The organism is Paraburkholderia caballeronis (assembly GCF_900104845.1).
In the GTDB taxonomy this organism is placed as follows: Bacteria; Pseudomonadota; Gammaproteobacteria; order Burkholderiales; family Burkholderiaceae; genus Paraburkholderia; species Paraburkholderia caballeronis.
On record NZ_FNSR01000002.1, the window covers coordinates 1,025,562 to 1,050,366 of the forward strand.

A 24,805-nucleotide genomic window follows, 5' to 3' on the forward strand; every position below is an offset into this window, starting at 1 on the left:
CGCACGCGCCGCGCGCTGCGATCAATGCTTGCGCCGCTGGCTCAGCGCGTCGAGCAGCACGGCCGCGAAAATCACGCCGCCCTGGATGAACTGCGTCCAGAACGGGTTCACGCCGAGCAGCGACAACCCGACGTTGATGACGCCGATCAGCACGACGCCGATGAACGTGCCGACGATCGAGCCGCGCCCGCCCGCGAGCGACGTGCCGCCGATCACGATCCCCGCGATCACCTGCAATTCCAGCCCGTTCGCGGCCGACGGCAGCGCGGAATTGAGCCGCCCGGCGAGCACGATGCCCGCGATCGCGGCGGTGATTCCAGCGAGCGTGTACGTGAGGAAGATCACGCGGTTCACCGGAATGCCCGCGAGCCGCGCGGCCTCCTTGTTGCCGCCGACCGCGTAGACCTGATGCCCGAACGGCGTCTTGCGCAGCAGCACGTGGCCCGCGATGAACACCGCGAGCATCACGAGCATCGGCGCGGGCAACCCGGCGAGCGTCTTCGCGCCGAACGCGGTGAACACGTTCGGGAAGTCGAACTTCGTGCGGCCGTCCGAGATCGCGAGCGTGAGGCCGCGCGCCATCGCCATCATCGCGAGCGTGACGATGAACGGCACGAGCCGCAGCCACGCGACCGCGAGCCCGTTCAACGCGCCGACGAACGCGCCGACCGCGAGCGCGATCGCGAGGCCCGCGACGCCCAAGCCGATCGCGCCAGCGGGCGAACCGGCCATCGCGGCGGCGGCGACCATGCCGGTCAGCGCGACGAGCGAGCCGACCGACAGGTCGATGCCCGACGTGATGATGACGAACGTGCCGCCGACCGCCGCGATGCCGACGACGGACACCTGCACCATGATGTTGGTGAGCGTGCTGGTCGTCAGGAACTCCGGCGACGCGACCGACAGCGCGATGCAGATCAGCACCAGCGCGGCGATCAGCGGCCCGAGCCCGCTGCGCAACTGGCGCACGAAGCGCCGTTGCAGCGATTCGGTTTCCTGGCGGCGGTTCGCAGTGGTCGACGTCATGCTCCGACTCCGGTAGTGGCCCATTGAACGATCGTCTCCGAGTCGGCGCGTTCGCGCGGCACCTCGGCCACGATGCTGCCGCGATACATCACGAGCACGCGGTCCGACATGCCGAGCAGCTCCGGCAGCTCCGAGCTGACCATCAGCACCGCCGCGCCCGCGCGCGCCATCGCGACGACGTGCGCGTAGATCTCGGTTTTCGCGCCGACGTCGATGCCGCGCGTCGGCTCGTCGAGCAGGATCACCGACGGCTGCGTCGCGGTCGCGCGGCCGAGGATCACCTTCTGCTGGTTGCCGCCGGACAGGCTGCCGGTCGTCTGCGTGACCGACGCCGCGCGCACCGAGAACCGTTCGCTCGCGTCGTGCGCGAGCCGGCGCTTTCGCGCGGCGCGCACGAAACCGGCCTTCGACAGCGCGCGCAGGCTCGACAGCGCGACGTTCTCCTCGATGCTCGCATCGAGCACCAGCCCTTCGAGCTTGCGATCCTCGGCGGTGTACACGATGCCGTGCCGCACGCCGTGCGCGGGCGAGCGGATCGCGGTCCGGCGGCCGCGCACGAACAGTTCGCCGCCGGTCGCCGGCAGCGCGCCGCAGATCGTCTTCAGCAGTTCGGTGCGGCCCGCGCCCGCGATGCCGCCGATCCCGACGATCTCGCCCGCGCGCACCGCGAAACTCGCGTCGCGCAACACCGGCGCGCTCGCGAGGTGCTTCGCTTCGAGCACCACGTCGCCATACGGACGCGGCTCCCACGGATAAAACGAATCGAGGTTGCGCGCGACCATCGCCTGCACCAGATCGGCCTCGGTCCAGTCGGCCATCGGCCGCGCGCCGACCGTCGCGCCGTCGCGCATCACGACCGCCGAGTCCGCGAGTTCGAACACCTCATCGAGATGGTGCGAGATGAAGATGATCCCCATCCCCGCCGCGCGCAGCCTTCGCACGACCGCGTACAGGTTCGCGATGTCGTCGTGCTGGAGCGCGGCGGTCGGCTCGTCCATCACGAGGATGCGCGCGTCGCGCGCGAGCGCCTTCGCGACCTCGACCAGTTGCCGCACGTTCAGCGGCAGGTCGCCCAACCGGGTCCACGGCGCGACGTGGTCGAGGCCGACCTGCGCGAGCGCGTCGCGCGCCATCGCGTTCGCGTCGCGCTGCCGCACGAGGCCATGGCGCGCGGGCATGCGGCCAAGGAACAGGTTCTCCGCGACCGTCATGTCGTTGACGAGCGAAAGCTCCTGGTAGATCACCGCGACGCCGGCGTCGATCGCCGCCTGGGTGCCGCGCGCGAGCGGCCGGCCGTCGATCTCGATCGTCCCTTCGTCCGGCTCGTATGCGCCGGACAGCGTCTTGATCAGCGACGACTTGCCCGCGCCGTTCTCGCCGACGATCGCCATCACGTGGCCGGCGTGCAGTTCGAGGCTCACGCCGCGCAATGCCTTCACGCCGGGAAAACTCTTCACGATGCCGCTCATCCGCAGCAGCGGCGGCGGCTTGAGCGCCCCGCTGCCCGGATGCAGCACTGAACCTGGTTCGCGTTTCATGCGTGCGTCCTGCCGGCCGGCCCCGCCTCGCGGCAAGCCCGGCCGGCGCGTTGAACGACCGGACCTACTGGCTCACTTCGAGCGACCAGAGACCGTACTGCTTCGTCTCGTCCGAATCGATGTTCGACTTGTCGATCAGGTGCGTCGGCCACGCGTAGTTCGCGGGGACGTCCTTGTTCGCCGCGTGGTCGGTGATGAAGCTCATCGCCTTCGCGGCCATCCCGATCGGGTTCTGCGAGATCGTCGCGTCCTGCTTGCCTGCGCGGATCGCGGACAGCGCCTGCGCCGTGCCGTCCGCGCCGATCACGAGGATGTGCGCGTTGTCGCCGGGCGGGTGGTAGCGGCCCGCGTTGTCGATCGCCTTCTCCGCGCCGACCGTGTTGTCGTCGTTCGCGCCGAATACCGCGTCGATCTGCGGATATTTCTGCAGGATGTTCGTCATCGCGTTCAGCGACTTCTCCTGATCGAAGCCGCCTTCCTGCCGCGCCACCACCTTGATGTCCGGATACTTCGCGATCTCCTCGCTGAAGCCCTTTTCGCGGTCGGTCGCGGCGGTCGTGCCGACGAGGCCGATCAGGTCCACCACGTTGCCCTTCTCGCTGCCGTAACGCTGCTTGAGCTGCACCGCGATCCACTGCGCGCCGGCGCGGCCGAGCGCGACGTTGTCCGACGCGACGAACGACGTGACCGTGCCGCCGTCCGAGCCGCGATCGAGCATGAACACCGCCACGTTCATCTGGTTCGCCTTCTGCACGGCCGGGATGATCGCCTTCGAGTCGATCGGATTCAGCACCAGCGCGTTCACCCCCTGGCTCAACAGGTTCATCGCGTCGTTCACCTGCTGCTGCGCGTCGCCGTTTGCGTTCGTCTGCACGAGGTCGAAACCCTGCTCCTTCGCGCCGCGCTCGACGCCGGACTTCAGCCCGACGAAAAACGCGTTGTTCAGTGTCGCGATCGAGAAGCCGACCTTCAGCTTGCCGCCCGCCGGCGCGGCCGGCGACGCGGGCGCGGCGGCGGCCGTCGCTGCCGGCGCGCTCGCTGCGGCTTCGGGCGCGCTCGCCGCGGATGCCCCCGACGCGCTCGCGCCCGACGACGGCGATTCGCTCTTCGAGCAGCCGCTGAGCACCGCGGCGGCGCACAGCACCAGGGTGGCGGCCGACGCACCGACTCTCGACCATCCGTCGAATCCTGCTGAACTCAACGCCATGACTGTCTCCGTTCTTGAAGTTGTGATCCGCCGGCGACGCAGCGCCGCCGAGCCTCTACCGCATGGACTGCCTCCTGTGCCGCTCCTGACGCCGGCCCGCGCCTACCTGTGCAGGCCGTATCCTTTGAACCGTTCGATCACTTCGTCCATCTGCGCGTCGCTCAATAACGGCGGCTCGCCCAGTTGCGCCGCGAGCAGATACTGCCGCGCGAGCACCTCGACCTCGTTCGCGAGCCACAGCGCACGATCGAGGTTCGCGCCGAGCGCGAGCACGCCGTGATGCGCGAGCAGGCACGCGCTGCGCCCGCGCAGCGCGTCGATGGCATGGTCGGACAGCGCCTGGCTGCCGAACGTCGCATACGGCGCGCAGCGAATCGAGTTGCCGCCCGCCGCCGCGACCATGTAGTGATGCGCGGGAATCCCTCGTCCGTGAATCGACAGCGCGGTCGCCGCATTCGAGTGCGTATGCACGACCGCGCCGATCTCCGGCCGCGAGCGCAGCACGTCGCGGTGAATGCGCCACTCGGACGACGGCCGCCGCGCCGCGAACAACGGATCGTCGTCGCGCACGTCAAGCGGCAGCCAGACGATGCGCTCCGGCGTCAACGCGTCGTACGGCACGCCGCTCGGCGTAATCAGCAGGCCGTCTGACCAGCGCGCGCTGACGTTGCCGGACGTCCCCTGGTTGATGCCGAGGCGGCCCATCGCGAGCGCGGTGTCGATCACCTGCCGCCGCAGCGCGGTTTCGTCCGGCGGGTTCATGCGGACGCTCCCGGCGACGCGGCGGGTGTCGCAACGCCAGTCGCGAAGCGTTCTTTGAAACTCGCTTCGAACGGCGCATGCACGATGCCGAGTTCGGTGATGAAGCCGGTCACGAGTTCATGCGGCGTCACGTCGAACGCGGGGTTGCGCACGCGCACGCCGTCCGGCGCCATCGCGCGGCCGCCGTGATGCGTGACCTCGTCGCCGCGCCGCTCCTCGATCACGATGTCCGCGCCGCGCGCGGTCGCGAGATCGAGCGTCGACGACGGACACGCGACGTAGAACGGAATGCCGAAGTGGCGCGCGGCGATCGCGACGCCGAGCGTGCCGATCTTGTTCGCGAAGTCGCCGTTCGCCGCGACGCGGTCGGTGCCGACGATCACCAGATCGACGAGCCCCTGCGCCATCATCGACGCGGCCATGCCGTCAGCGATCAGCGTCACGTCGAGGCCCCCGCGATGCAGTTCGTATGCGGTGAGGCGCGCGCCCTGCAACAGCGGGCGGGTCTCGTCCGCATAGACGCGGAACGCGACGCCGTCGCGATGCGCGCGATAGAGCGGCGCGGTCGCGGTGCCGATGCCGGTCGTCGCGAGCGCGCCCGCGTTGCAGTGCGTGAGCACGCCCGCGCCCGCGCGGATCAGCGGCAGGCCGTATTCGCCGATCCCTTCGCACAGCGCCTGGTCCTCGCGATGGATGCGCGTCGCTTCGTCCACGAGTTGCGCGTAGAGCCCAGCCGCATCGCTCGCGGCCGAACGCCTCGCGACGTCGAGCATCCGGTTCAGCGCCCAGCGCAGGTTCACCGCGGTCGGCCGCGCGGAGTCCAGATACGCGGCCTGCTGTTCGAGCCGCGCGACGAACGCGTCGCGCGCCAGCCCGCGCTCTGGCTGCATCGCGACGCACAGCCCGTACGCGGCCGCGACGCCGATCGCCGGCGCGCCGCGCACGCGCAGTTCGCGAATCGCGCGCCATACCGCTTCGACCGTCGTCGCCGCCTCGACCGCGCAGGTCTGGGGCAGACGCGTCTGGTCGAGCAGGTACAGCGTGTCGTCGCGCCATTCGATCGTCGGCGGCAGCGCCGACGGCGATACGTGCGGTGCGTGCGGTACGTGCGGCGCGTGCGGTACGTGAGCGGTCATGCGTTGTCCCCCGATGACAGTCGTTTCGGCCGTGTCGCTCATGCGTCGAACCCCGGTTGTGCGCGCAGCCGCGCCGTGAGTTCGACCACCTCGCCGATCGACGCGAACGCGTCGCGCTGCACCAGCAGCGCCTCCGCGAGCCGCAGGCAGCGCACCTCGATCTGCGCGCGCACCGCGTCGTCCGCGATGCGCGTGATGTCCGCGACCTTCGCCATCCCGACGATCCGGCGAATCATCTTGCAGCCCGCGAAACCGAGCGTGTCCGCGAACAGCCGCTGCATGAAGCGTTGCCGGAACGCCTCGGCGGCCGGCGCGTCGGCCGCGCCGCCGACGAACGCGCGGCCGCTGTCGCGTTCATGCCCGCGCCACAGGCCCGCGAACTTCTCCGCGAAGCCGTTCCAGACCAGCACGGCCTGATCGAGCAGCCAGCCTTGATAGACCTGCGGATCGCGGCCGCGCCGGCGTTCGTGCCAGTCCTGCGCGTAATACGCGAGCAGCAGGTTCGCGAGCAGCGCGCCGACGTCGAAACCGATCGGCCCGTAGAACGCGAACTCCGGATCGATCACGTAAGTGTCGGTCTCGTTGACCATGATCGAGCCGGTGTGCAGGTCGCCGTGCACGAGCGTTTCCGCGTGATTCATGAACGCCCACTTCATCTGCGCGGCCGCGACGCGCAGCGGTTCGTGCTCGCGCAGCCGCGCGATCGCGGCCGCCGGCAGCGCGGCGCTGTATGCGTTCGACGGATGCTCGCCGAACGGGAACGTGAACACCAGGTCCTCGGTGATCTTGCACAGTTCGCTGTTGATGTCCGCGGCGACCGCTGCTTTTTTCGCGTCCGGCGCGAGATACAGGTCCGAGCCGAAGAACAGCGTGCGCGCGAGATACGACGCCATGTGCTCCGCGAGCCGCGGATACACGATGCCGTCGATCAGCCCGCCGCGCAGCACGCGATGCGACGCGAGCCGCTGAATCACCATCAGATAGAGGCCGCTGTCCGCGTGATACACCTGCGGCACGTGCTGCGGACACAGCGCGCCGAAACGGCGCAGCGCGGCCACCTCGCGTTCCATCCGCTCGCGCCGCAGCGGCCATGCGTCGCCGACGAGGCGCAGGAACGGCGGCGCCTGCTTGACGACGACGCTGCGCTGCGGCGCGGCCGCGTTGCTGACGAAGTACACGTAGTTCAGGTTGCCGTCGCCGACCTCGACGACCTCCAGTTCGCCGTCGCCGAGCAGCGCGCTCACCACCGGTATCCGCTTCAGGTAAGCCGCCAGTTCTGAAGGGCTAAACGCTTCGAATTCCATCGGTGTTCCCTGTCCGGACGAACGGATGACGATGGGGATGGCGCGGACCGCCTAGCGCCGCTTGCGTACCAGGTCGAATCTGAAGATGCTGCTGTTGTAGTAGTCGTTGCTGTAGCAGACCGCGCGGCCGGTCTGGTCGAAATCCACTTCGTCGATCAGCAGGAAAAGCCCGAAACCGTCCTGAAGCTCCGGCAGGTCGCGCGGCGTCAGGATCGTCGGCTGGATCGAACTGTGCGTGTGCGACAACCGGATGCCTGCACGCGCCAGCGAGCCGAACAGCGACTCGCCGAGCGGCCCCGCGTCGAACACTGCCTTCGGCACGATGTCGATGCAGTACGCGGCGATCGCGTCGTCCGCGCGGCGCACGCGCTCGATCTGCACGCACGCGTCGCCGACTTCGAGCCCGAGCTTGTGCGCGAGGTCCCCGGACGCGGCGATCGGCTTCACATCGATGCGGCTCGTCGAAGGCACCGCGCCGACGCTGCGGATCATGTCGGTCACGGACATCAGATCATCGAGGCCGCCGTGCAGCTTCAGCGCAATCTGTCTGACGAACGTGCCCTTGCCCTGCACGCGCGTGAGCAGCCCGTGCGAGATCATCTGCGCGACCGCTTCGCGCAGGCTCGAACGGCCGACGCCGAGCAGGTCGCATAGCTCGATTTCCGTCGGTATCTGGTCCCCCGGCTTCAGCGCCCGCTCGCGGATCATCGACAGCAGCGAGTCCTGGATCTTGTCGCTCATCGAACGATCGACGCTCAGTCGCATGGCGGCTTCCGGTGGGCGGGTCAACGGCAATATACATCAGACGTCTGATGTATCCGGTGAGGAATTTCCCTTAGGATGACGGCATAAATTCAGCATGCGCTCCAAAGCGGATTCGCGCTGCGATGCAGCGGTCAACAACGCGGAAGATGACGCTCACGCTGCGGCGCCCTGGCTCGCGGAGTTTGTGCGCGCGCCGCATCGGCGGCGACCCGATACGCCCCGAATATTTTCAGCAACCGATTAACTCGCTTCGTTAGGGAACCCACAAACCGGGGCAAAAAGGCGCGTTACTCTCGCCGCAAACCATGTCGGAACCGACCAACAACAACACCTTTGCCCGGATTCGTCATGCCCGGTCAACGATGGCGGCAACAATAAAGGGCGGTTCGGATGGATGCGAACACGATCGACGCTGCACGGACGAGAATCGACTATCTGGAGATTCTTCGCTTCATGCTGGCGTTTCTGACCATGGCGTGGCACTACTACTATTTCGCGCCGCACGCGGGCGTCACGCATTCGATGCCGGTCGAGTTCCCCGGCTTTCGTTATGCGTCGTTCACCGTCGAAGTCTTTTTCATCGTCAGCGGCTTCATCATCATCGCGTCCGCCATCAACCGGAAGCCGGTCGATTTTCTGTTCGGGCGGATCGTGCGCCTCGGTCCGTGCCTCGTCGTCTGCGCGACGATCACGCTCGCCGTCGCGATGCTGTCGCCGCGCGGCGTGGACCTGTCCGACTATCTCGCGTCGGTGCTGATCTTTCCGCTCGCGTTTCATGACGGCATGGACTGGGCGTACTGGTCGCTGCGCTTCGAGGTGATCTTCTATGCGCTGATCTTCGTCGCCGCGTGCTTCGTCGACATCCGGCGCAACGTCTTCCGGATCGCGCTGCTGCTGATCGCGTACGACGCGATCGTGCTCGCGCTGCTGTCGATCTACGACCCGGCCGTCGGCGACCTCGGCGACGTGTCGTATGCGCTCGGCGAATACGCGTCGTTCTTCGCGATCGGCCTGCTGCTGTATCTGTTGCTCGTCGAGAAAAGGCGTAGCTGGGCGATCGGTCTCGCGCTGCTCGTCGCGTGCGTGATCGCCGCGTTCCGCTGCCACCGGATCGCGAACATCGTGTCGAAGCTGATGCACGAGCCGCAGGTCGGCATCGAGACGGGCTTCGCGATATTCGCGGTCGTGCTGGTCGTGTTCGTCGCATTCGTCAGGACCGAGCGGCGGCCGCGTGTCGCGCGCCTGTTCGCGCGGCTCGGCCGCACCAGCTACCCGCTTTATCTCGTGCATCAGAACACCGGCTACTCGGCGATCAAGCTGTTCGAGAACCGGCTGCACCTGACGATCGACACGCGCCCGTTCGTGATGATCGCGATGGTCGTGCTGTCGTGGGTGATCGCGAATCATCTGGAGCCAGTGCTCGCGTCGCTGTACAAGAAAGGGCTGGCGGGAGCGAGCCAGTTCGGCCGCGCCACGCAGGTCCGGCTGTTCGGGTCGAAGGGGACGCTGCCTTAGCGGGCAGCGAGCGCCGCGCCCGGTTGCATCGGCAACGATACCCGTACCCGTCCGCACATTCCGCCCGATAAATAAGCTTAGTCGAATCGGTTGGTTCGTCCGATCGTGCTGTTTCAGTACGCTGTGTCGCATAACAAGCCCCATCCATAACGACACAGGGTAAGCACCACGTGAGACCGAACACGACTCTGCGCGCGGCGGCAGCCGCGACACTCGTTTTGCCTTCGCTCGCCTTCGCGACGAACGGCTACTTTTCCAACGGCTACGGGATCGCCTCGCAAGGCGTCGCGGGCGTCGGCATCGCGCTGCCGCAGGACGCGCTCGCCGCTGCCGCGAACCCGGCGGGCATCGCGTTCGTCGGCAACCGTCTCGACGCCGACGTGAGCCTGTTTTTCCCCGACCGCGGCGCCGACGTGACCGGCAACGGCTTCGGCGTCGATGGGCACTATCGCGGCAACAACCGTTCGATCTTCGCGCTGCCCGAGGTCGGCTACACGCAGCAGGTCGCGCCGAACGTCTATGCGGGCCTCGCGCTCTATGCGAACGGCGGCCTCGACACCGGCTACGCGGACAATCCGTTCAAGGCGTTCGGCGCGAGCGGCTCGGCGGGGGTCGATCTCGAACAGGTGTTCCTGTCGCCGACGATCGCGTACAAGCTCGCGGACCGCCACGCATTCGGCGTCGGCCTGAACATCGCGTGGCAGCGCTTCACCGCGAGCGGACTGCAACCGTTCACCGCGTTGTCCACTGCGCCGGACAACGTGACGAACCAGGGCGCGGACACGACCGTCGGCGTCGGCGTGCACTTCGGCTACACCGGCCAGATCACGCAGCAACTGACGGTCGGCGCGACGTGGGCGTCGAAGATCCATGGCCGCTTCGACCGCTACAAGGGCTTGTTCGCGGACGGCGGCTCGTTCGACATCCCGGAGAACTTCGGCTTCGGCGTCGCGTATCGCGTGACGCCTGCGTGGACGGTCGCCGCGGACTTCCAGCGCATCCTGTACGGCAACGTCGCGTCGATCGCGAATCCGCTCGCGAACCTGTCCGGCGGCAACCTGCTCGGCTCCGCGAACGGGCCGGGTTTCGGCTGGCGCAACACGAACGTCGTGAAGTTCGGCACCACCTGGCAGGTGAATCCGCACCTGACGCTGCGCGCGGGCTACAGCCATTCGAGCCAGCCGGTCGCGTCGTCGGAGACCTTCCTGAACATCCTCGCGCCGGGCGTCGTGCAGGACCAGGCGACCCTCGGCGCGACGTGGCAGACCGCAAGCCATTCGTCGTTCAGCTTCTTCTACGGCCATGCGTTCCGCAAGACCGTGAGCGGCGACAACGCGATTCCCGCTTCGTTCGGCGGCGGCAACGTGAGCGTGCACCTCGCGGAAGACGTGGTCGGCTTCGGCTTCGGCAAGCAGTTCTAGTTCTGCGCTACGATCCGGGGACGCGTCGGACGGCGGCGCTCCACCTGCCGCTGACGACTCCCCGTTTCGCCGCTTGCGCGGTGCCTGGAATCTTTCGATGGAAACTTTCACTCCGTGGTCCGCGCTCGCGGGCGGCGTGCTGATCGGCGCGTCGGCCACGCTGCTGCTGTGGACGACCGGGCGCATCGCCGGCATCAGCGGCATCGCGCGCGGGCTGTTGTCGAACGGCGTTAGCGAATTCGTCTGGCGCGCGCTGTTCATCGTCGGGCTGATCGCCGGCGCATGGCTGTTTTACGCGTTCGCCGGTCCCGCCGCACAGGTGGCGGCCGTGCCGCACGCGCGGGCCGGTTTTCCGCCGCTGCTGCTCGTCGCCGCCGGGCTCGCGGTCGGCTACGGCACCGCGCTCGCGCGCGGCTGCACCAGCGGCCACGGCGTATGCGGACTCGCGCGGCTGTCGCCGCGCTCGGCCGCCGCGACGGCGACGTTCCTCGCCGCCGGCATCGCGACGACGTGGGTCGTGCGGCACGCGATCGGGGTGAGTTGATGAAATCCGCGCGTTATCGGCTGGCGAGCCTCGCGAGCGGGCTGCTGTTCGGCTTTGGACTCGCGTTGTCGGGCATGACCCGTCCGCTGAAGGTGCTCGGTTTTCTCGACGTCGCCGGGCATTGGGACCCGAGCCTGATCTTCGTGCTGGGCGGCGCGGTGGTGGTCGCGACGATCGGGTTTCGCCTCGCGCGGCGGCGCGCGTCGCCGCTTTTCGCGGCGTCGTTCGAGCTGCCCGCGAAGCGGGCCATCGATAAGCCGCTGCTCGGCGGCGCGCTGCTGTTCGGGATCGGCTGGGGGATCGCCGGGTATTGTCCGGGGCCGGCTATCGCGCAGCTTGCCGCGCCGAACGTCGAGACGCTTTATTTTCTGCCGGCGATGGTGGCTGGCTGGTGGCTGTATCGGCTGACGAGCGGGGCCGCGAAGGCGCCGCAGCGCAGCGGGCAGGCGCAATGAGCGGCGCGGACTGACGGCACCGCCGGCATCGCGCGCGGCCCCGAAACGGCTGCGCCGCGTGCATCGAGCCACTGGCGCACGCCGTCCAGAACACAAAAGGCCGCGCACGCGCAAGGCTCGATCGCCTGCGCGTGCGCGGCCTGCCCTCCGCGCAGCCGTCTGCCGCGCGTCAGATCTTCAGGCGCGTGACCTTCGTGCCTGCGAGCGATACGTCGCCCATCAGACCCGCGTTCGTCAGCACGAACACCTCGACCGGCGACGTCGCGGTATTCGTGTCGACCGCGCCGTTCGCACCGACCTTCACGAGCGCGACCGACGCATCCGCGCCGACCGACCAGCCATCCGAACTGCGGAATTTGTCGAGCGCATCCTGCGTCATGAACAGGAAGATGACCGCCTTCGACTGCGCGCCCGCCTGCAATCCGAACGATCCGGACACGGTGCTGTAGTAGCCGACCGAACTGCCGCCGACGCGCAGCGCGCCCTCGCCGTACTGGCCGCCGACGATGAAGCCGGCCTGGAGCACGGACGGGAACACCAGCACGCCGCGCGCCTTCGCGACGAGTTCGCGCGAACCGGCGACGGTCGAGAAGAGCCGCGTCAGCGTCGCGTCGACGTTGGCGTCGATCGAGCGGCGCTTCGATATGTCGGTGCTCGCAGTGTTGTCCGAACCCGGCGTCATCGTGCACCCGCTGAGTACCAGGCTCCCTGCTGCAACGGCGGCCGCGACTTTCAGAACGAAATTGCGTCTTTGCATCGTTTTTCTCCACTCGAAATGATTGTGCGACCACCGGTGAGCAATTGCCGTTCCCGGCCGGCGCACGCACGCATACGGCACCGCGCCGCGCAACGGGCGGCATGCCGTGGAAAGAACGCCATTGCGGCCTCCGTCGCTGCCAACCGGCCAGCGTCCGCTGCGCGCTCCGTCATCAGGAGCCGCAGCCAGACCGCCCGCGCATGTTAGCAAACCGGGTTGCGCGCCGCCGTGACGCCGGCCGGACTATCGGCATCCGGCGACGAAAACGTGGCGAATCCGCGATGCGCTGCAATCGGCCGCGCGTCCAATGGTGGCGGAAAAGCTTGCAAAACGCTTCGCCATCCGGACGATACCCGAGCGGCGCGATACGCGACTCAGGAATGCACGGGCTCGTGCGTCTGTAGATGACGGCGCACGAAGCCGATATGCTCGCGCAGCACGTAAAACGCGTCCGCATACGCGAGCGGCATGCGCAGCGTGTTCAGCGACTGCTCGATCTCGTCGAGTTCCGCGAGCAGCGCGCGCCGTTCTTCTTCGCTCTTGTGTTTCAACGCATCGCGCTCGATCGCGATCAGCGACCCGTAATAACGGTAGATCCGCGAGCGCACGCGCCAGCGGTACAGCGACGGAATCATCCGCAACGCCGGAATCAGCAGCACGGCGAGCGGCAGCACGACCACCAGCAGGCGGTCGGTGACGCTCGCGAGCCAGAACGGCAGCGTCCGGTACAGGAAGCTCTTGCCGGAACGGTAATAGCGCGTCGCGTCCTCGCTGATCCGGTAGTCGTGCGCATCGGAATTCGGAAACTCGCCCGCGCGCTGCAACAGGCCCGGCATCCCGTTGACTTCATAGGCAGCCTCGATCACGAGATCGGAAATGGCCGGATGCAGCGTATCGCGCGCGACGATCTCGACGGTCGGGCCGATCAGATGCACGGTGTCCGGCGGAATCCGGCGGCGCAGGTCGAGCACGCCGGGCGGCAGGTCGATCCCTTCCAGATACGGAAAGAGCCGCGTATACGCGCTCGCTTCGTCGAAGCTCATCACCGAGATGCCGGGGATCGCGAGCAGGCGCAGCATCAGCGCGCGCGTCGCGGAATCGCCGCTGAGAAACGCGGCGTCGACGTTGCCCGACACCAGTTGCGTCGCGGCCGCGAGACCGTCGAGCGGCAGCAGCGTCGTCGCGCCGTCCGGCTCGATGCCGTTCGCCTCCAGCAGCTTCAGCGACAGCAGCCGCGTGCCGCTGCCTTCGCGGCCGACGGCGATGCGCCGGCCTTCGAGTTGCGACAGTTGCGTGAGCCCCGTGCCGCGATAGAACACGACGAGCGGCAGATAGAACACGCTGCCGAGCGACATCAGCGACGACGTATCGATGCCGCCCGCGACGCCGCCCTGCACGAGCGCGAGATCGACGCGCTGCTTCGGGTCGAGCAGACGTCGCAGGTTCTGCACCGAGCCTTCCGATTCGAGCACCCTCAGCGTGACGCCGTTGCGCGCGAGCACCTTGCGGTATTCGTCGGCGACCTGCATGAACGAACTGTCGGCGGGGCCGGCGCTGATGGTGACGGTGCGCGGCGGCGCGGGATCGACGAACCAGACGACGAGCGCGACGACCAGCGCGCAGAACAGCGCGACCGGCAGCGACGTCATCGCGACGTCGCGCCAGGCGGGATGCGTGTGGTCGCGCAGGAAATGCGGCGGAGGCGATCGATGTCGTTTCATGAGGACCCGGCGGCGCTGCGTCAGACTCCAGTGCGCTCATGATGCCATTTTCGCGACAGATCGGGGAACCGGGCTGGCACCCAAAAAAATGGCGCGCCCAAAGCGCGCCATTCCGGCGAAACGATGACGGCAAACGCTCAGGCGGCGGCCGCCTTCGTCAGCGCGAACAGTTCCGAGCGCAGCGCCTTCGCGCGATCGCGCTTCAGGAACTGCTCGAACTCGGCCTGCGCTTCGAGCCACAGCGCATGCGCCTTCTCGAAGCGCCGCTGGCCCGCGGCGGACAGGCGGAACGCGAACGTACGCGCATCGTGCGGCGCGGCCGCCGCGACGACGAGCGCATCGCGCTGCAACGGCTTCAAGGCGCGGACGACGGTCGTGCGGTCCATCACCAGATCGTCCGCCAGTTCGGCGGCGGTCGCGCCGGGCGCGCGGCTCAGGCGCGACAGGATCGTGAACTGCGCGGCGGTGAGCCCGGCCGGCGACAGATGGCGCTCGTACAGTTGCGTCACGAAACGCGACGCCTGCCTCAGCGCAAAACAGTTGCATTCCTCCCGGGTCACCCGCTTCGTCATGGCCGCCGTTCCTCGTCTACTCTCGTCTACTGGTTACACACGCATCCCGCCATCATACTTTTTCGAGCGCGAGCGCGATACCCTGCCCGCCGCCGATGCACAGCGTGACGATCCCGCGGCGGATGCCGTCGCGCTGCATCGAATGCGCGAGGCGCGTCGTCAGGATCGCGCCGGTCGCGCCGATCGGATGACCGTGCGCGATCGCGCCGCCCTCGACGTTCACGATGTCTTCCGGAATGCCAAGCTTCTGCATCACCGCGAGCGGCACCGCCGCGAACGCCTCGTTGATCTCGAAGCGCTCGACGTCGCCGAGCGACCAGCCCGCGCGCCGCAACGCAAGCTGCACGGCCGGCACCGGGCCGAGGCCGAACATCCCCGGCTCGACCGCGCCGACGCCATACGCGACGAGCTTCACCATCGGCGTCAGCCCCTTCGCTTCGGCGAAGCCGCGTTCGGCCACCAGCATCGCGGACGCCGCGCTGTTCAGCCCCGGCGCGTTGCCGGCCGTGATCGTTCCGTCCGGACGAAACGCGGGCCGCAGCTTCGCAAGCGTCTCGAACGTCGTGTCCGGACGCGGCGCCTCGTCGGTCGCGAACGACTCGACGCCCTTTTTGCCCTTCACGTCCACCGCGACGATCTCTTCCTTGAAGCGCCCCGCCGCCTGCGCAGCCGCGAAACGCTGCTGCGAACGCGCGGCCCAGCGGTCCTGCGCGTCGCGCGTCAGCTTCGTCTCGGCGACGAGATCCTCGGTGTGCCAGCCCGAATGCTCGTTCGAGAACGCATCGACGAGGCCGTCGCGCAGCATGCTGTCGTGAATCTCCGCGTTGCCCATCCGGTAGCCCCAGCGGCCGCCGTCGAGCAGATAGGGCGCGCGGTCCATGTTCTCCATGCCGCCCGCGAGCGCGACGTCGGTGAGGCCGAGCAGCACCTCCTGCGCGGCGCTCGCGATCGCCTGCGCGCCGGACCCGCATACGCGGTTCACGGTCAGCGCCGGCACCGACACCGGCACGCCGCCGTGCACCGCCGCCTGGCGCGCCGGGTTCATCCGGTTGCCGGCCTGCACGACGTTGCCGAGCACGACCGAGCCGAGCTGGGCCGCGTCGAGCCCCGCGCGGGCGAGCGTCGCGCGCACGGCGGCCGCGCCGAGTTCCGTCGCGCTCACGCTCTTGAACGTGCCGTTGAATGCGCCGATCGCGGTCCGCACCGGCTGACAAAGGACTATTTCGCGTGTGCTCATCGTGTTCTCTCCGACAGGGTGTGAGCGGCGCATCGCGTGCGAAACGCGGATGCGGCTCGATTAACGGATGCAAGGCGGAACGCCAAACGCGCCCCATCTATGCATATGCACTGATGTAAACGTAGCATACCCGCGTCGACGAGTCCGTCGAACGCGACACGACGCCGTATCGGGAGTTAGCGGGAAGCGCGGCCGGGATGCCGGCTAGCGATGAAGAAAGGCGGCGCGGTTATGACCGCCGTGTGACGCGAACCTCGATCGACAGGCAGCCGCGTTCGATGCGAACGCGGCTGCCGCACGAACACCGGTCAGTAATGACGATGATGCTTCGCGCGACGATGATACGAAGCGCGCTCCGGATGCGAATTGCGCGAGATGTTGCCGCCGAGCGCCGCGCCCGCGCCGCCGCCGACCGCCGCGCCGATCAGGCCGCCCGCCGGGCCGCCCATCGCGTTGCCGGCCGCCGTCCCCGCGCCGCCGCCGACCGCGCCGCCGATGATCGCGCCGGTGCGATCGCGGCGATGCGAAGTGAGCGCGCCGCCCGCGCCGCCGCCGATCGCGCCGCCGATCACCGAACCGGTGCTGCCGCCGACCGCGCCGCCCACCGCCGCGCCGGCGACGCCGCCGAGCGCGCCGCCCAGCGCATTGTTCAAACCGTTAGCCGCTGCCGGCAGCGCCGCTGTCGCCGTTGCCACCGTCAACGCGGCGGCCGCCATCGTCGAAGCCATCCTGTTCCACATGTCGTATTGTCCTCTCCGCAAATATCCGAGGCCCGCCGAGACTCCGTATCGTGCAGCGCGGCTATCGTTCCGCCGCGCGGAGTCTTTCAGCGAGCTTGCGGCGAAGAATACCTTGGCATCGTCCGCTTGAGGAGGCTCGTCTGGTAACAGAGTGTGTAAGCCGTTACGGGCCGGCGGCGGCGTCGCGCATTCGCTGCATCGTGCGCGTCGGCAGGCCGCGGCCCGCGTCGCCGTCACGCAACCGCCGGGAAGTCGAGCGTCGTATCGTTCAGCCGGTTCACGAGATTCGTGAACGTGATCGACGTGATCGCGAGCGCAATTTCGATCAACTGACGTTCGCTGTAGCCCGCTTCGCGAATCGCCGCGACCTCGTTTTCCGGCACCGTGCCGCGCGTGCCGACGAGCGCCCGCACGAAACGCACGAGCGCGTCGCGCTTCGCGTCGCCGGTCGGTTCGCCCGCGCGGACATGCTTCATCGTTTCCGGCGACAGCCCCGCGAACTTGCCCGCGAGCGTATGCGCGGCGAGACAGTAATCGCAGCCCGCCACTTCGCTGACCGCCAGCTTGATCGTTTCGATGTCCGGCTTCGACAGCGTGCCGGACGCGACGACGCCATCGACGGCGAGCATCGCGCCGAGCGCCTCGGGGCTGTGCGTGCCGATCGTCGCGTAGGCGTTCGGCACCTTGCCGACCGCCTTGCGGATCTTCGCGAACAGTTCGGCAGTTGCACCGGTGGCGGCTTCAGGCTTGAGCGAGGAAAGACGGGACATGATCGACTCCTTTGAACGGGGGGTGGGAGCGGTTCGAACCGCTAGCCATCGTCGACGGCATGGAAGCAGTGTAGGCGCGCGGCCGCGCGCTTTTAATGCCAGAATGGCGCGAATTCATGCTCGAACGTCTCACGCCTTCTCACGCTTCTGCCACGAACCCATGGATCTGCTGAGCCGCCTGCTTTCGCTGATGCCCGTTTCCGGCCGCCTCGACGTGCGCTGCCATTTCGGTTCGCCGTGGCGCATCGACGGCCCCGCCACCGACGCGCGCGAGATCGCCTATCACGTGCTGTTGAGCGGCCACGCCGTCGTGCAGAACGACGACGGCACGCTAACGCCGCTATCGGCCGGCGACATCGTGCTGTTCCCGTCGGGCGCCGCGCACGTGCTGCACGACGGCAGCGGCGAGACGCCCGCGCCGATGGACCTGCGGGTCGCGAACGGCATCACGGTCGCGACGAACGGCAGCGAACGCGCGCCCGCGGATCTGCTGTGCGGCCGTTTCCTGCTGCCCGCAGTGCCGCAGCGGCTGCTGCGCGAGAACCTTCCCGCGCGCCTCGTCGTGCACAGTCAACGCGACGGCGAGGGGCCGTCCGACCGCCTCGCGCGGCTCGTTACGCTGATGCGCGACGAAGCGCTCGACGCAGCGCCGGGCGGCGAATCGCTGGTCAATCATCTGTCCGGGGCGCTGTTCGCGCTGACGCTGCGTTTCGCGAGCGACAGCGATGCGCCGCCGCGCGGGCTGCTCGCGCTCGCGCAGCGGCCGCGTCTGCAACCGGCGATCAGCGCGATGTTCGACGAGCCGGGCAAGCCGTGGACGCTGCCGGAACTCGCCGACCTGTGCCACATGTCGCGCGCGACGTTCGTGCGTCACTTCGACGAAGCGATCGGCCGCTCGGCGGCCGACGTGCTCACCGACATCCGGATGACGCTCGCGGGCCGGCTGCTCGCGCAAGGCAACGCACCGGTCGCGGAGATCGGCGAGACGGTCGGTTATCAGTCGGACGCCGCGTTCCAGCGCGTGTTCAAGCGGCATGTCGGCATGACGCCCGCGCAATGGCGGGCGGCCGCGCATACGTGACGCCGGGTTCGCTTCGGGTTCGCGTCGAGCGTCAATCGCGCGCCGCCACCGCGTCGGGCGCGATGACGTCGCCGTGCTCGCTCCATCCGCCGCCGAGCGACCGGTACAACGCGACCGCCGCGAGCGCGTGCTCGCGCTGCGCCTGGTTCAGCAGTTCCGCGTCGGCCAGATAGGTCTGCTGCGCGGTCAGCACGTCGAGGAAGTCGGTCGCGCCGCCCTTGTACAGCCGGTTCGCGAGCGTCAGCGCCTGCCCGGACGACGCAACCGCGTCGGTCAGGTGCTGCGTCTGCGTGGTCGCGCTGACCAGGTCGCTGCGGCTGTCCTCCACTTCGCGCAGCGCCTGAAGCAGCGTCTGGCGCAGGTTCAGTTGCGACTCGCGCATCCGGCTCTCGCTCTGGCCGATCTCCGCGGTGATGCGCCCCGCGTTGAAGATCGGGCTCGTCGCGCTCAACGCCGCGCCGAACAGGTTGTCGGTCAGCGTCGGCAGACCGAGGTACGACGACGCGAGAATGCCGTCGGTCAGGTTCAGCGAGAACTTCGGATAGCGGTCCGCGCGCGCGACGCCGACCTCGGCCGCGCGCTGCTGCACGGTCGCGTAGGCGGCCAGCACGTCGGGCCGGCGCAGCAACGCCTGCGACGGCAGCAGTTGCGGCACCGAACCGGCCGCCGCCGGCACCGGCGCGGGTGTCGCGAGCGCGAGCGTCGCGACCGATTCGGGCGTGCGGCCGGTATAGATCGCGATCAGGTTCAGTTGATGATCGATCGTCGCCTGCGCGCGCGGTATCCGCGCCTGGAGTTCGTCGAGCTGGGTCTGCGCGCGCGCGACGTCGAGCTGCGTCGACAGCCCGAATTTCAGGCGCTGCCGCGTCAGTTGCAGCGCGCGTTCGCGGATCGACGTGTTGTCCCGGAGGATCTTCAGTTCCGCCTGCGCCCAGCGCAGATCGACATACGCGGACGCGGTGTTCGCCGCGAGCGCGAGCCGCACCGCGTCGAGCGCGTGCTGTTGCCCGACCAGGTTCGCCTGGGCCGCGAGCAGGTCGAGCCGCTCGCCGCCGAACACGTCCGGCGCCCAACTCAGAGCGAGTCCCGCGCCCGCCTGGCGCACGTAACCGAGCGGCGGCGGCGTGTTCTGCCGCTCGTTGACCGCCTGCGCGGTGAAGTCGAGCTGGGGCAGCAGCACCGCGCGACGCTGCTTCGTGATCGCGTCGGCCTGCTTGACGCGCTCGGCGGCGGCCTGGATGTCGAGGTTGCCGGTCAGCACGGTCGCGACCAGATCGTTCAGCGTCGCGTCGCCGAACTGCGCCCACCACGTCCGCGCGTCGACGGCGTCCTGCGGCGCGTCGATGCGCCATGCGGCCGGCGCGGTCGCGCCGACAGTGTCCGCGAGATTCGCGTGCGTCGCGGGCTGCACCGCGCACGCGGCGAGCAGCGCGGCGGCGAGCGCGGACGCCGCCGCGGCGAGAACGGTGCGCGCGCCGCGCGCCGGATTCGATGATCGATGCATGAAAGACCTCAATGGGCGTCGGCCGGCGGCGGCGTGAACGCGATCGGCCGCGAGAACGCGACGCTCACGATCGCGACGACGAAACACAGCGCGAGCACGAAGAACGTATCGGAGAACGTCATCACGAGCGCCTCGCGCATCACCAGCGCGTGCAGTTGCGCGAGGCTCGCGTGCGCGACGTCGAGCGCGTTGCCCGCGACGGATGTCCAGTAGCGCGTCTGCCCGCCGAGCAGCGACTCGACCTGCGGCGCGCCCTGCGTGACGCTCTCGTTGAGCCGCAGATAGTGGAAGTTCAGCCGGTCGTTCAGCATCGTCGCGCTGACCGCGATGCCTATCGCGCCGCCGAGATTGCGCATCAGGTTGAAGAGGCCGCTCGCGGATTTAAGGCGCGACGGCGGCAGCGAGCCGAGCGCCATCGTGACGATCGGCGGCACCGCGAACTGCTGGCCGATGCCGCGCAGCGCCTGCGGCAGCAGCAGTTGCTGCCAGCCCCAGTCGTGCGTGAGCGGCACGTACAGGTAGCAGCCGAGGCCGAAGCAGCACAGCCCGAACAGCAGCAGCAGCCGCATGTCGACGAAGCGCGTCGAGAACGCATACGCGGCGAGCGCGAGCAGCTGGAACACGCCGACCGACAGCAGCGCGAGCCCGATCTGCAACGCGCTGAAGCCGCGCACTTCGGCGAGGAACAGCGGCGTCAGGAACACCGACACGAAGATGCCGATGCCGGTCACGAACGACAGCAGGCTGCCGATCCCGAAGTTGCGCACCGCGAGCGCGCGCAGATCGATGATCGGATCTTTCGCGGTGAGCGCGTGGACGATGAACAGGAACCCGCAGATCGCCGAGACCCAGGTACAGCCGAGGATCGCGCCGTCACCGAACCAGTTGCGGCGCGGGCCTTCTTCGAGCAGGTATTCGAGGCAGCCGAGGAAGCCGCACATCAGCACGATGCCGACGTAGTCGCCGCGTTTGAGCAGCGACAGGTCCGGCTCGTCGACGTGCACGTACTTCGGCACGAGCAGCGTCACCGCGATGCCGGGCGCGACGTTCAGATAGAACAGCCAGTGCCACGACCACTGCTCGGTGATCCAGCCGCCGATCACCGGGCCGATGGTCGGCGCGAGCGACGCGAGCGCGCCGATCGTCGTCGACGCGATCAGCCGCTGCCGGCCCGGAAACAGCATGAACGCGGTCGTGAACACGGTGGGGATCATCGCCGCGCCGAGCGCGCCCTGCAACGCGCGGAACACGATCATCGAGTTGATGTCCCATGCGAGGCCGCACAGCATGCTCGTGATCGTGAAGCCGAGCGCGGAGCCGGCGAACAGCCAGCGCGTCGAGAATACCTTCGACAGCCAGCCGGACATCGGGATCACCATGATCTCCGCAATCAGATACGCGGTCTGCACCCACGACAGTTCGTCCTGGCTCGCGGACAGCCCGCCGCCGATCTCGCGCAGCGACGACGCGACGATCTGGATGTCGAGCGTCGCCATGAAGAAGCCGACGCACATCAGCGAGAACGCGAGCACGCGCTGGCCGACCGGTTGCAGATGCGGCGCGGCGACGTTCGGCTTCGGCGGCGACGCGACGGCGTCGAGGGTTTGCGTGGCGCTCATGACAGCCTCCCCGGTCCGGTCAATGGGCGGCGGACACCGGCGCACCGCCGCTGTCGCCGCTGCCGCTGTTATCGCCGAGATGCACCGTCACGGTCGCGGACAGCCCCGGCCGCAACACGCCCTCCATCCCGCGCGGCACGTCGAGCCTCACCCGCACCGGCACGCGCTGCACGATCTTCGTGAAGTTGCCGGTCGCGTTCTCCGGCGGCAGCACGCTGAATGTCGCGCCAGTCGCGGGCGCGAGGCTTTCGACGCGGCCGTGCAGCGGCTCGCCCGACGCGTCGAGTGCGACGTCCGCGCGGTCGCCCGCGTGCATCCGGCGCAACTGGTCCTCCTTGAAGTTCGCATCGACCCACAGGTCCGACGACGGCACGACGGTCAACAGCGGCGAGCCGACGTTCGCGAGCATCCCGACGCGCGCGGTGCGGTTGCCGATGTAGCCGTCCACCGGCGAGCGGATCGTCGTATATTCGACGTTCAGCGCGGCGAGACGCCGGTTCGCTTCGGCGGTCGCGACACGCGCGTCGGCATCCGCGATCTGCGCGGCCAGCACCTGCAACTCGCGCTGCGCGGCGAGCACGGTCGCGCCGCTCTGCTGCACCGACGCGCGCGCCTTCGCGTAATCGGCGTCCGCGCGTTCGACCAGTTGGTCCGATACCGCGTCGTCCTTCACGAGTTCCCGATAACGCTGACGGTCCTGCGTGCTGCGCGTCAGCTCCGCATCGGACGCGCGCTGCTCGGCCTGATGCTGGTCGATGATCGCGGTCTGCAACGTCTGCCGCGCCTGCAACTCCGCGACGGCGGCGCGCGCGCTGCGCACCTCGGCGTCCGCCTGCGCGAGCTTCGCGTCGTAGTCGCGCGAGTCGAGCCGGATCAGCACCTGGTTCGCATGCACGAACTGGTTGTCGCGCACGAGGATCTCCGCGACGAAGCCGTTCACGCGCGGCGCCATCACCGTCACGTTGCCGCCGACGTACGCGTCGTCGGTGCTCTGCTCGAAGCGCAGCACGAAATACCAGTAGCTCGCGGCGGCGGCCAGCACCAGCACGACCGCGCCGAGCGCGATCGCCATCCACGGCGTGCGGCGGCCCGCGGCCTGGGTCGCGTCCGGCTGCTGGCCGGCGACGGGGGTGGAAGGACTCGACATGACGTTTCCCTGTGTATATGCACTAACAAGAATGCAAAAAAACGCACGCAAAGACCGCGTGCTGCCCTTCGTTCAACTGCGAGACATCGCGCGCGTGACGCGAAACAGCTCGCGCCGCAGCCATGCGGCGCGGCGCGCGCCGAAACGGCGCTCGAATTCGTCCTGTGCGGCGCGCCAGTGCACCGCGGCTTCGCCGAGCCGCGCGCGGCCTTCCGGCGTCAGCGTCAACTGCCGGCGGCGCGGACACGCGGCGTCGGCCGCATCCGCGACGAGGCCGGCGCGCAGCAGCGGCCGCAGCGCGCGCACGAGCGTCGTGCGTTCCATCACCATCGCGCCGGCCAGTTCGACCATCGTCAGGCTCGCCGCCCTGCCGAGCGCGCCGAGGATGCTGAACTGCGTCGGCGTCAACCCGGCCGCCGAAAGATGCCGTTCGTACAGTTGCGACAGATGCCGCGCGGCCTGGCGAACGGCAAAACAATCGTCGTGCTCGGGTGACTGAGTGTGCATACGCACAGATTATGCGGACCCGCCCTGTTTCGGGCAAGCATCCGGTGCGTCATCAGATTGTGACCGCCGCGACAACAATCGCGGCGGCGCGCTCATTCGTCGGCCGCGGGCGGCTGCACGACCTGGCCGAAGAAGCCGGTCGCATGGTCGATGAACGCGCGGACTTTCGCGGGCAGCAGCGTGCGCGTCGTATACGCGAGGCGGATTTCGATCGCGCCGTTGACGATCGGGAAGTCGTCGAGCACCGTGACGAGCCGCCCCGCGGCGATCTCCTCGCGCGCGAGCACGACCGGCAGTATCCCGATGCCGAAACCTTGCAGCACCATCTCGCGATTGAACACCGGGTTGTTCGACACGACCTCGTGCCGCAGCGGCACGGTCAGGTCTTCGTTGCCGACGCGGAACGTCAGCACCGGCTTGCGCAGCGACGACGGCATCGTCACGAACGTGTGCTCCGCCAGTTGCTCCGGGTGAGTCGGCATCGGATGCGATTCGAGGTAACCCGGCGTCGTCACCAGTGACAGCGGAATGCGTTCGAGCAGCCGCGTGACGGTCGTGTCGTTGTTCAGCATGAACGGCAGCACGATGCCGAGGTCGTAGCCGTCCGCGACCAGATCGACGGGGCGCTCGGTCAGCGTCACGTCGAGGCCGACCTTCGGATGCGCGCGCTTGAAGCTCGATATCAGCGGCACGAGGCGGTTCACGGTCGCCGTCGTGTGCGCGACGAGCCGCAGCACGCCGCCCGCCTCGCGGCCCTGACCGGTCGCGTTGGCCTCCAGCGAGTCGAGGTCGTCGAGCACGCGGCAGCAGCCGTCGTAGAACTGCTCGGCGGCTTCGGTCAGCGACACCGCGCGCGTCGTCCGGTGAAAGAGCCGGTTGCCGAGCCGCTTTTCGAGCCGCGCGATTGCGCGCGACACGACTGGCGTCGTGAGGCCGTGCATGTCGGCCGCGCGCGTGAAGCTGCGCGCCTCGACCACGGAGCGGAAGATGCGCAGGGTATCGACGTAGTCCATATGAACCGCCTTGTAATGAAAATGCGGAAGCGGTCTTCCGTTCAGGTCGCGCAGCTTACCGCATCCGCGCGCATCGAGCCGGCGGCGGCAAGGCGCTCACGGCGTGTCGTCCGGGCCGTCGCCGCCGAACACCTCCGCACAGAACGCGCGCCCGTCCTCGCTCAATCCCGCGGTGCCGGTGCCGTTCTCCGCCAGCGTCGTCACGACGAGCCCGTCGTCCACCAGCGCGGTCAGTTGCCGGCGCAGCGCGCTCATTGGCACGCCTGCCTGCTTCGCCAGCTTCGCCAGCGACCATGCCTTGCCCGGCGTCTCCTGCTGCGCGCGCCACAGCTGCGCGAGCACCGCCACCAGTACCGGATCGACTTCGTCGTTCATGTCTCTCGTCTCCTGTCGGCCAGAGTTAGCGCTTCAGCGCTTACTCTGGTCCCATGCAAAGCTGTCGATCGGAGTTGGCGCTTCAGCGC

Annotated in this window: 24 protein-coding genes; 5 read left to right on the forward strand and 19 right to left on the reverse strand. The window is 68.6% G+C overall.

Annotated elements, in window-relative coordinates:
- Window positions 1-21 precede the first annotated feature (21 nt).
- The 7 genes from BLV92_RS21105 to BLV92_RS21135 form a co-directional block, all read right to left on the reverse strand.
- Window positions 22-1,026: an ABC transporter permease gene (locus BLV92_RS21105; protein WP_090548404.1), complete on the reverse strand. Its 1,005-nt coding sequence runs from the start codon at window positions 1,024-1,026 to the stop codon at window positions 22-24.
- Window positions 1,023-2,564, reverse strand: coding sequence for a sugar ABC transporter ATP-binding protein (locus BLV92_RS21110; RefSeq protein ID WP_090548406.1), 1,542 nt, complete (start codon window positions 2,562-2,564; stop codon window positions 1,023-1,025). Before BLV92_RS21110 ends, BLV92_RS21105 begins: the two co-directional genes overlap by 4 nt.
- 64 nt (window positions 2,565-2,628) lie before the next feature.
- Entirely contained in the window at window positions 2,629-3,771 is a 1,143-nt protein-coding gene (locus BLV92_RS21115) for a sugar ABC transporter substrate-binding protein (protein ID WP_090548407.1), read from the reverse strand.
- A gap of 102 nt (window positions 3,772-3,873) precedes the next feature.
- Window positions 3,874-4,533: an L-fuculose-phosphate aldolase gene (locus BLV92_RS21120; RefSeq protein WP_090548409.1), complete on the reverse strand. Its 660-nt coding sequence runs from the start codon at window positions 4,531-4,533 to the stop codon at window positions 3,874-3,876.
- Window positions 4,530-5,669, reverse strand: a complete 1,140-nt coding sequence (gene mtnA / locus BLV92_RS21125) for an S-methyl-5-thioribose-1-phosphate isomerase (RefSeq protein ID WP_090548410.1) — start codon at window positions 5,667-5,669, stop codon at window positions 4,530-4,532. The genes BLV92_RS21120 and mtnA overlap by 4 nt, the downstream gene beginning before the upstream one ends.
- 38 nt (window positions 5,670-5,707) lie before the next feature.
- Entirely contained in the window at window positions 5,708-6,973 is a 1,266-nt protein-coding gene (gene mtnK, locus BLV92_RS21130; RefSeq protein ID WP_090548411.1) for an S-methyl-5-thioribose kinase, read from the reverse strand.
- A 51-nt stretch (window positions 6,974-7,024) separates the two neighbouring features.
- Complete coding sequence (locus BLV92_RS21135) at window positions 7,025-7,714, reverse strand: GntR family transcriptional regulator (protein WP_243842657.1); 690 nt, start codon at window positions 7,712-7,714, stop codon at window positions 7,025-7,027.
- Window positions 7,715-8,128: 414 nt separating this feature from the next.
- Between BLV92_RS21135 and BLV92_RS21140 the strand changes: the two genes are divergently transcribed.
- The 4 genes from BLV92_RS21140 (at window position 8,129) to BLV92_RS21155 (ending at window position 11,673) form a co-directional block, all read left to right on the forward strand.
- Window positions 8,129-9,253, forward strand: coding sequence for an acyltransferase family protein (locus BLV92_RS21140; RefSeq protein ID WP_090548414.1), 1,125 nt, complete (start codon window positions 8,129-8,131; stop codon window positions 9,251-9,253).
- A 218-nt stretch (window positions 9,254-9,471) separates the two neighbouring features.
- Complete coding sequence (locus BLV92_RS21145; RefSeq protein WP_244283878.1) at window positions 9,472-10,674, forward strand: OmpP1/FadL family transporter; 1,203 nt, start codon at window positions 9,472-9,474, stop codon at window positions 10,672-10,674.
- Between the two features lie 97 nt (window positions 10,675-10,771).
- Complete coding sequence (locus BLV92_RS21150; RefSeq protein ID WP_090548416.1) at window positions 10,772-11,218, forward strand: YeeE/YedE family protein; 447 nt, start codon at window positions 10,772-10,774, stop codon at window positions 11,216-11,218.
- Window positions 11,218-11,673, forward strand: coding sequence for a YeeE/YedE family protein (locus tag BLV92_RS21155; protein WP_090548418.1), 456 nt, complete (start codon window positions 11,218-11,220; stop codon window positions 11,671-11,673). Before BLV92_RS21150 ends, BLV92_RS21155 begins: the two co-directional genes overlap by 1 nt.
- Before the next feature lie 169 nt (window positions 11,674-11,842).
- Here BLV92_RS21155 and BLV92_RS21160 read toward each other — a convergent pair whose 3' ends face one another.
- From BLV92_RS21160 to BLV92_RS21185, 6 genes are all read right to left on the reverse strand, one after another.
- Window positions 11,843-12,430, reverse strand: a complete 588-nt coding sequence (locus BLV92_RS21160) for a BPSL1445 family SYLF domain-containing lipoprotein (protein ID WP_090548419.1) — start codon at window positions 12,428-12,430, stop codon at window positions 11,843-11,845.
- Window positions 12,431-12,804: 374 nt separating this feature from the next.
- Window positions 12,805-14,151 carry a TAXI family TRAP transporter solute-binding subunit gene (locus BLV92_RS21165; RefSeq protein ID WP_090548420.1) on the reverse strand — a complete coding sequence of 449 codons (1,347 nt, stop codon included), beginning with the start codon at window positions 14,149-14,151 and terminating at the stop codon, window positions 12,805-12,807.
- 137 nt (window positions 14,152-14,288) lie between these two features.
- Complete coding sequence (locus tag BLV92_RS21170; protein WP_090548421.1) at window positions 14,289-14,723, reverse strand: MarR family winged helix-turn-helix transcriptional regulator; 435 nt, start codon at window positions 14,721-14,723, stop codon at window positions 14,289-14,291.
- A gap of 52 nt (window positions 14,724-14,775) precedes the next feature.
- A complete protein-coding gene (locus tag BLV92_RS21175; protein ID WP_090548423.1) occupies window positions 14,776-15,960 on the reverse strand; it encodes a thiolase family protein in 1,185 nt (394 codons plus the stop codon).
- A gap of 308 nt (window positions 15,961-16,268) precedes the next feature.
- A complete protein-coding gene (locus tag BLV92_RS21180; protein ID WP_090548424.1) occupies window positions 16,269-16,700 on the reverse strand; it encodes a hypothetical protein in 432 nt (143 codons plus the stop codon).
- Window positions 16,701-16,933: 233 nt separating this feature from the next.
- Window positions 16,934-17,470 (reverse strand): carboxymuconolactone decarboxylase family protein, encoded by a 537-nt coding sequence (locus BLV92_RS21185; RefSeq protein ID WP_090548426.1) that lies wholly within the window; start codon window positions 17,468-17,470, stop codon window positions 16,934-16,936.
- Window positions 17,471-17,630: 160 nt separating this feature from the next.
- Between BLV92_RS21185 and BLV92_RS21190 the strand changes: the two genes are divergently transcribed.
- Window positions 17,631-18,551, forward strand: a complete 921-nt coding sequence (locus BLV92_RS21190; protein WP_090548428.1) for an AraC family transcriptional regulator — start codon at window positions 17,631-17,633, stop codon at window positions 18,549-18,551.
- Window positions 18,552-18,582: 31 nt separating this feature from the next.
- On the opposite strand, the gene BLV92_RS21195 is transcribed toward BLV92_RS21190, so the two are convergent.
- From BLV92_RS21195 to BLV92_RS21220, 6 genes are all read right to left on the reverse strand, one after another.
- Window positions 18,583-20,055 carry an efflux transporter outer membrane subunit gene (locus BLV92_RS21195; RefSeq protein ID WP_090548434.1) on the reverse strand — a complete coding sequence of 491 codons (1,473 nt, stop codon included), beginning with the start codon at window positions 20,053-20,055 and terminating at the stop codon, window positions 18,583-18,585.
- 8 nt (window positions 20,056-20,063) lie between these two features.
- Window positions 20,064-21,674 (reverse strand): DHA2 family efflux MFS transporter permease subunit, encoded by a 1,611-nt coding sequence (locus tag BLV92_RS21200; RefSeq protein WP_090548435.1) that lies wholly within the window; start codon window positions 21,672-21,674, stop codon window positions 20,064-20,066.
- A 19-nt stretch (window positions 21,675-21,693) separates the two neighbouring features.
- On the reverse strand, window positions 21,694-22,821 hold the full coding sequence (locus BLV92_RS21205; protein WP_090548436.1) for an HlyD family secretion protein: 1,128 nt from the start codon (window positions 22,819-22,821) through the stop codon (window positions 21,694-21,696).
- 72 nt (window positions 22,822-22,893) lie between these two features.
- On the reverse strand, window positions 22,894-23,328 hold the full coding sequence (locus tag BLV92_RS21210) for a MarR family winged helix-turn-helix transcriptional regulator (protein ID WP_090548438.1): 435 nt from the start codon (window positions 23,326-23,328) through the stop codon (window positions 22,894-22,896).
- Between the two features lie 92 nt (window positions 23,329-23,420).
- A complete protein-coding gene (locus tag BLV92_RS21215) occupies window positions 23,421-24,341 on the reverse strand; it encodes a LysR family transcriptional regulator (RefSeq protein ID WP_090548439.1) in 921 nt (306 codons plus the stop codon).
- 96 nt (window positions 24,342-24,437) lie between these two features.
- Complete coding sequence (locus BLV92_RS21220; RefSeq protein ID WP_090548440.1) at window positions 24,438-24,716, reverse strand: helix-turn-helix domain-containing protein; 279 nt, start codon at window positions 24,714-24,716, stop codon at window positions 24,438-24,440.
- Window positions 24,717-24,805: the final 89 nt, after the last annotated feature.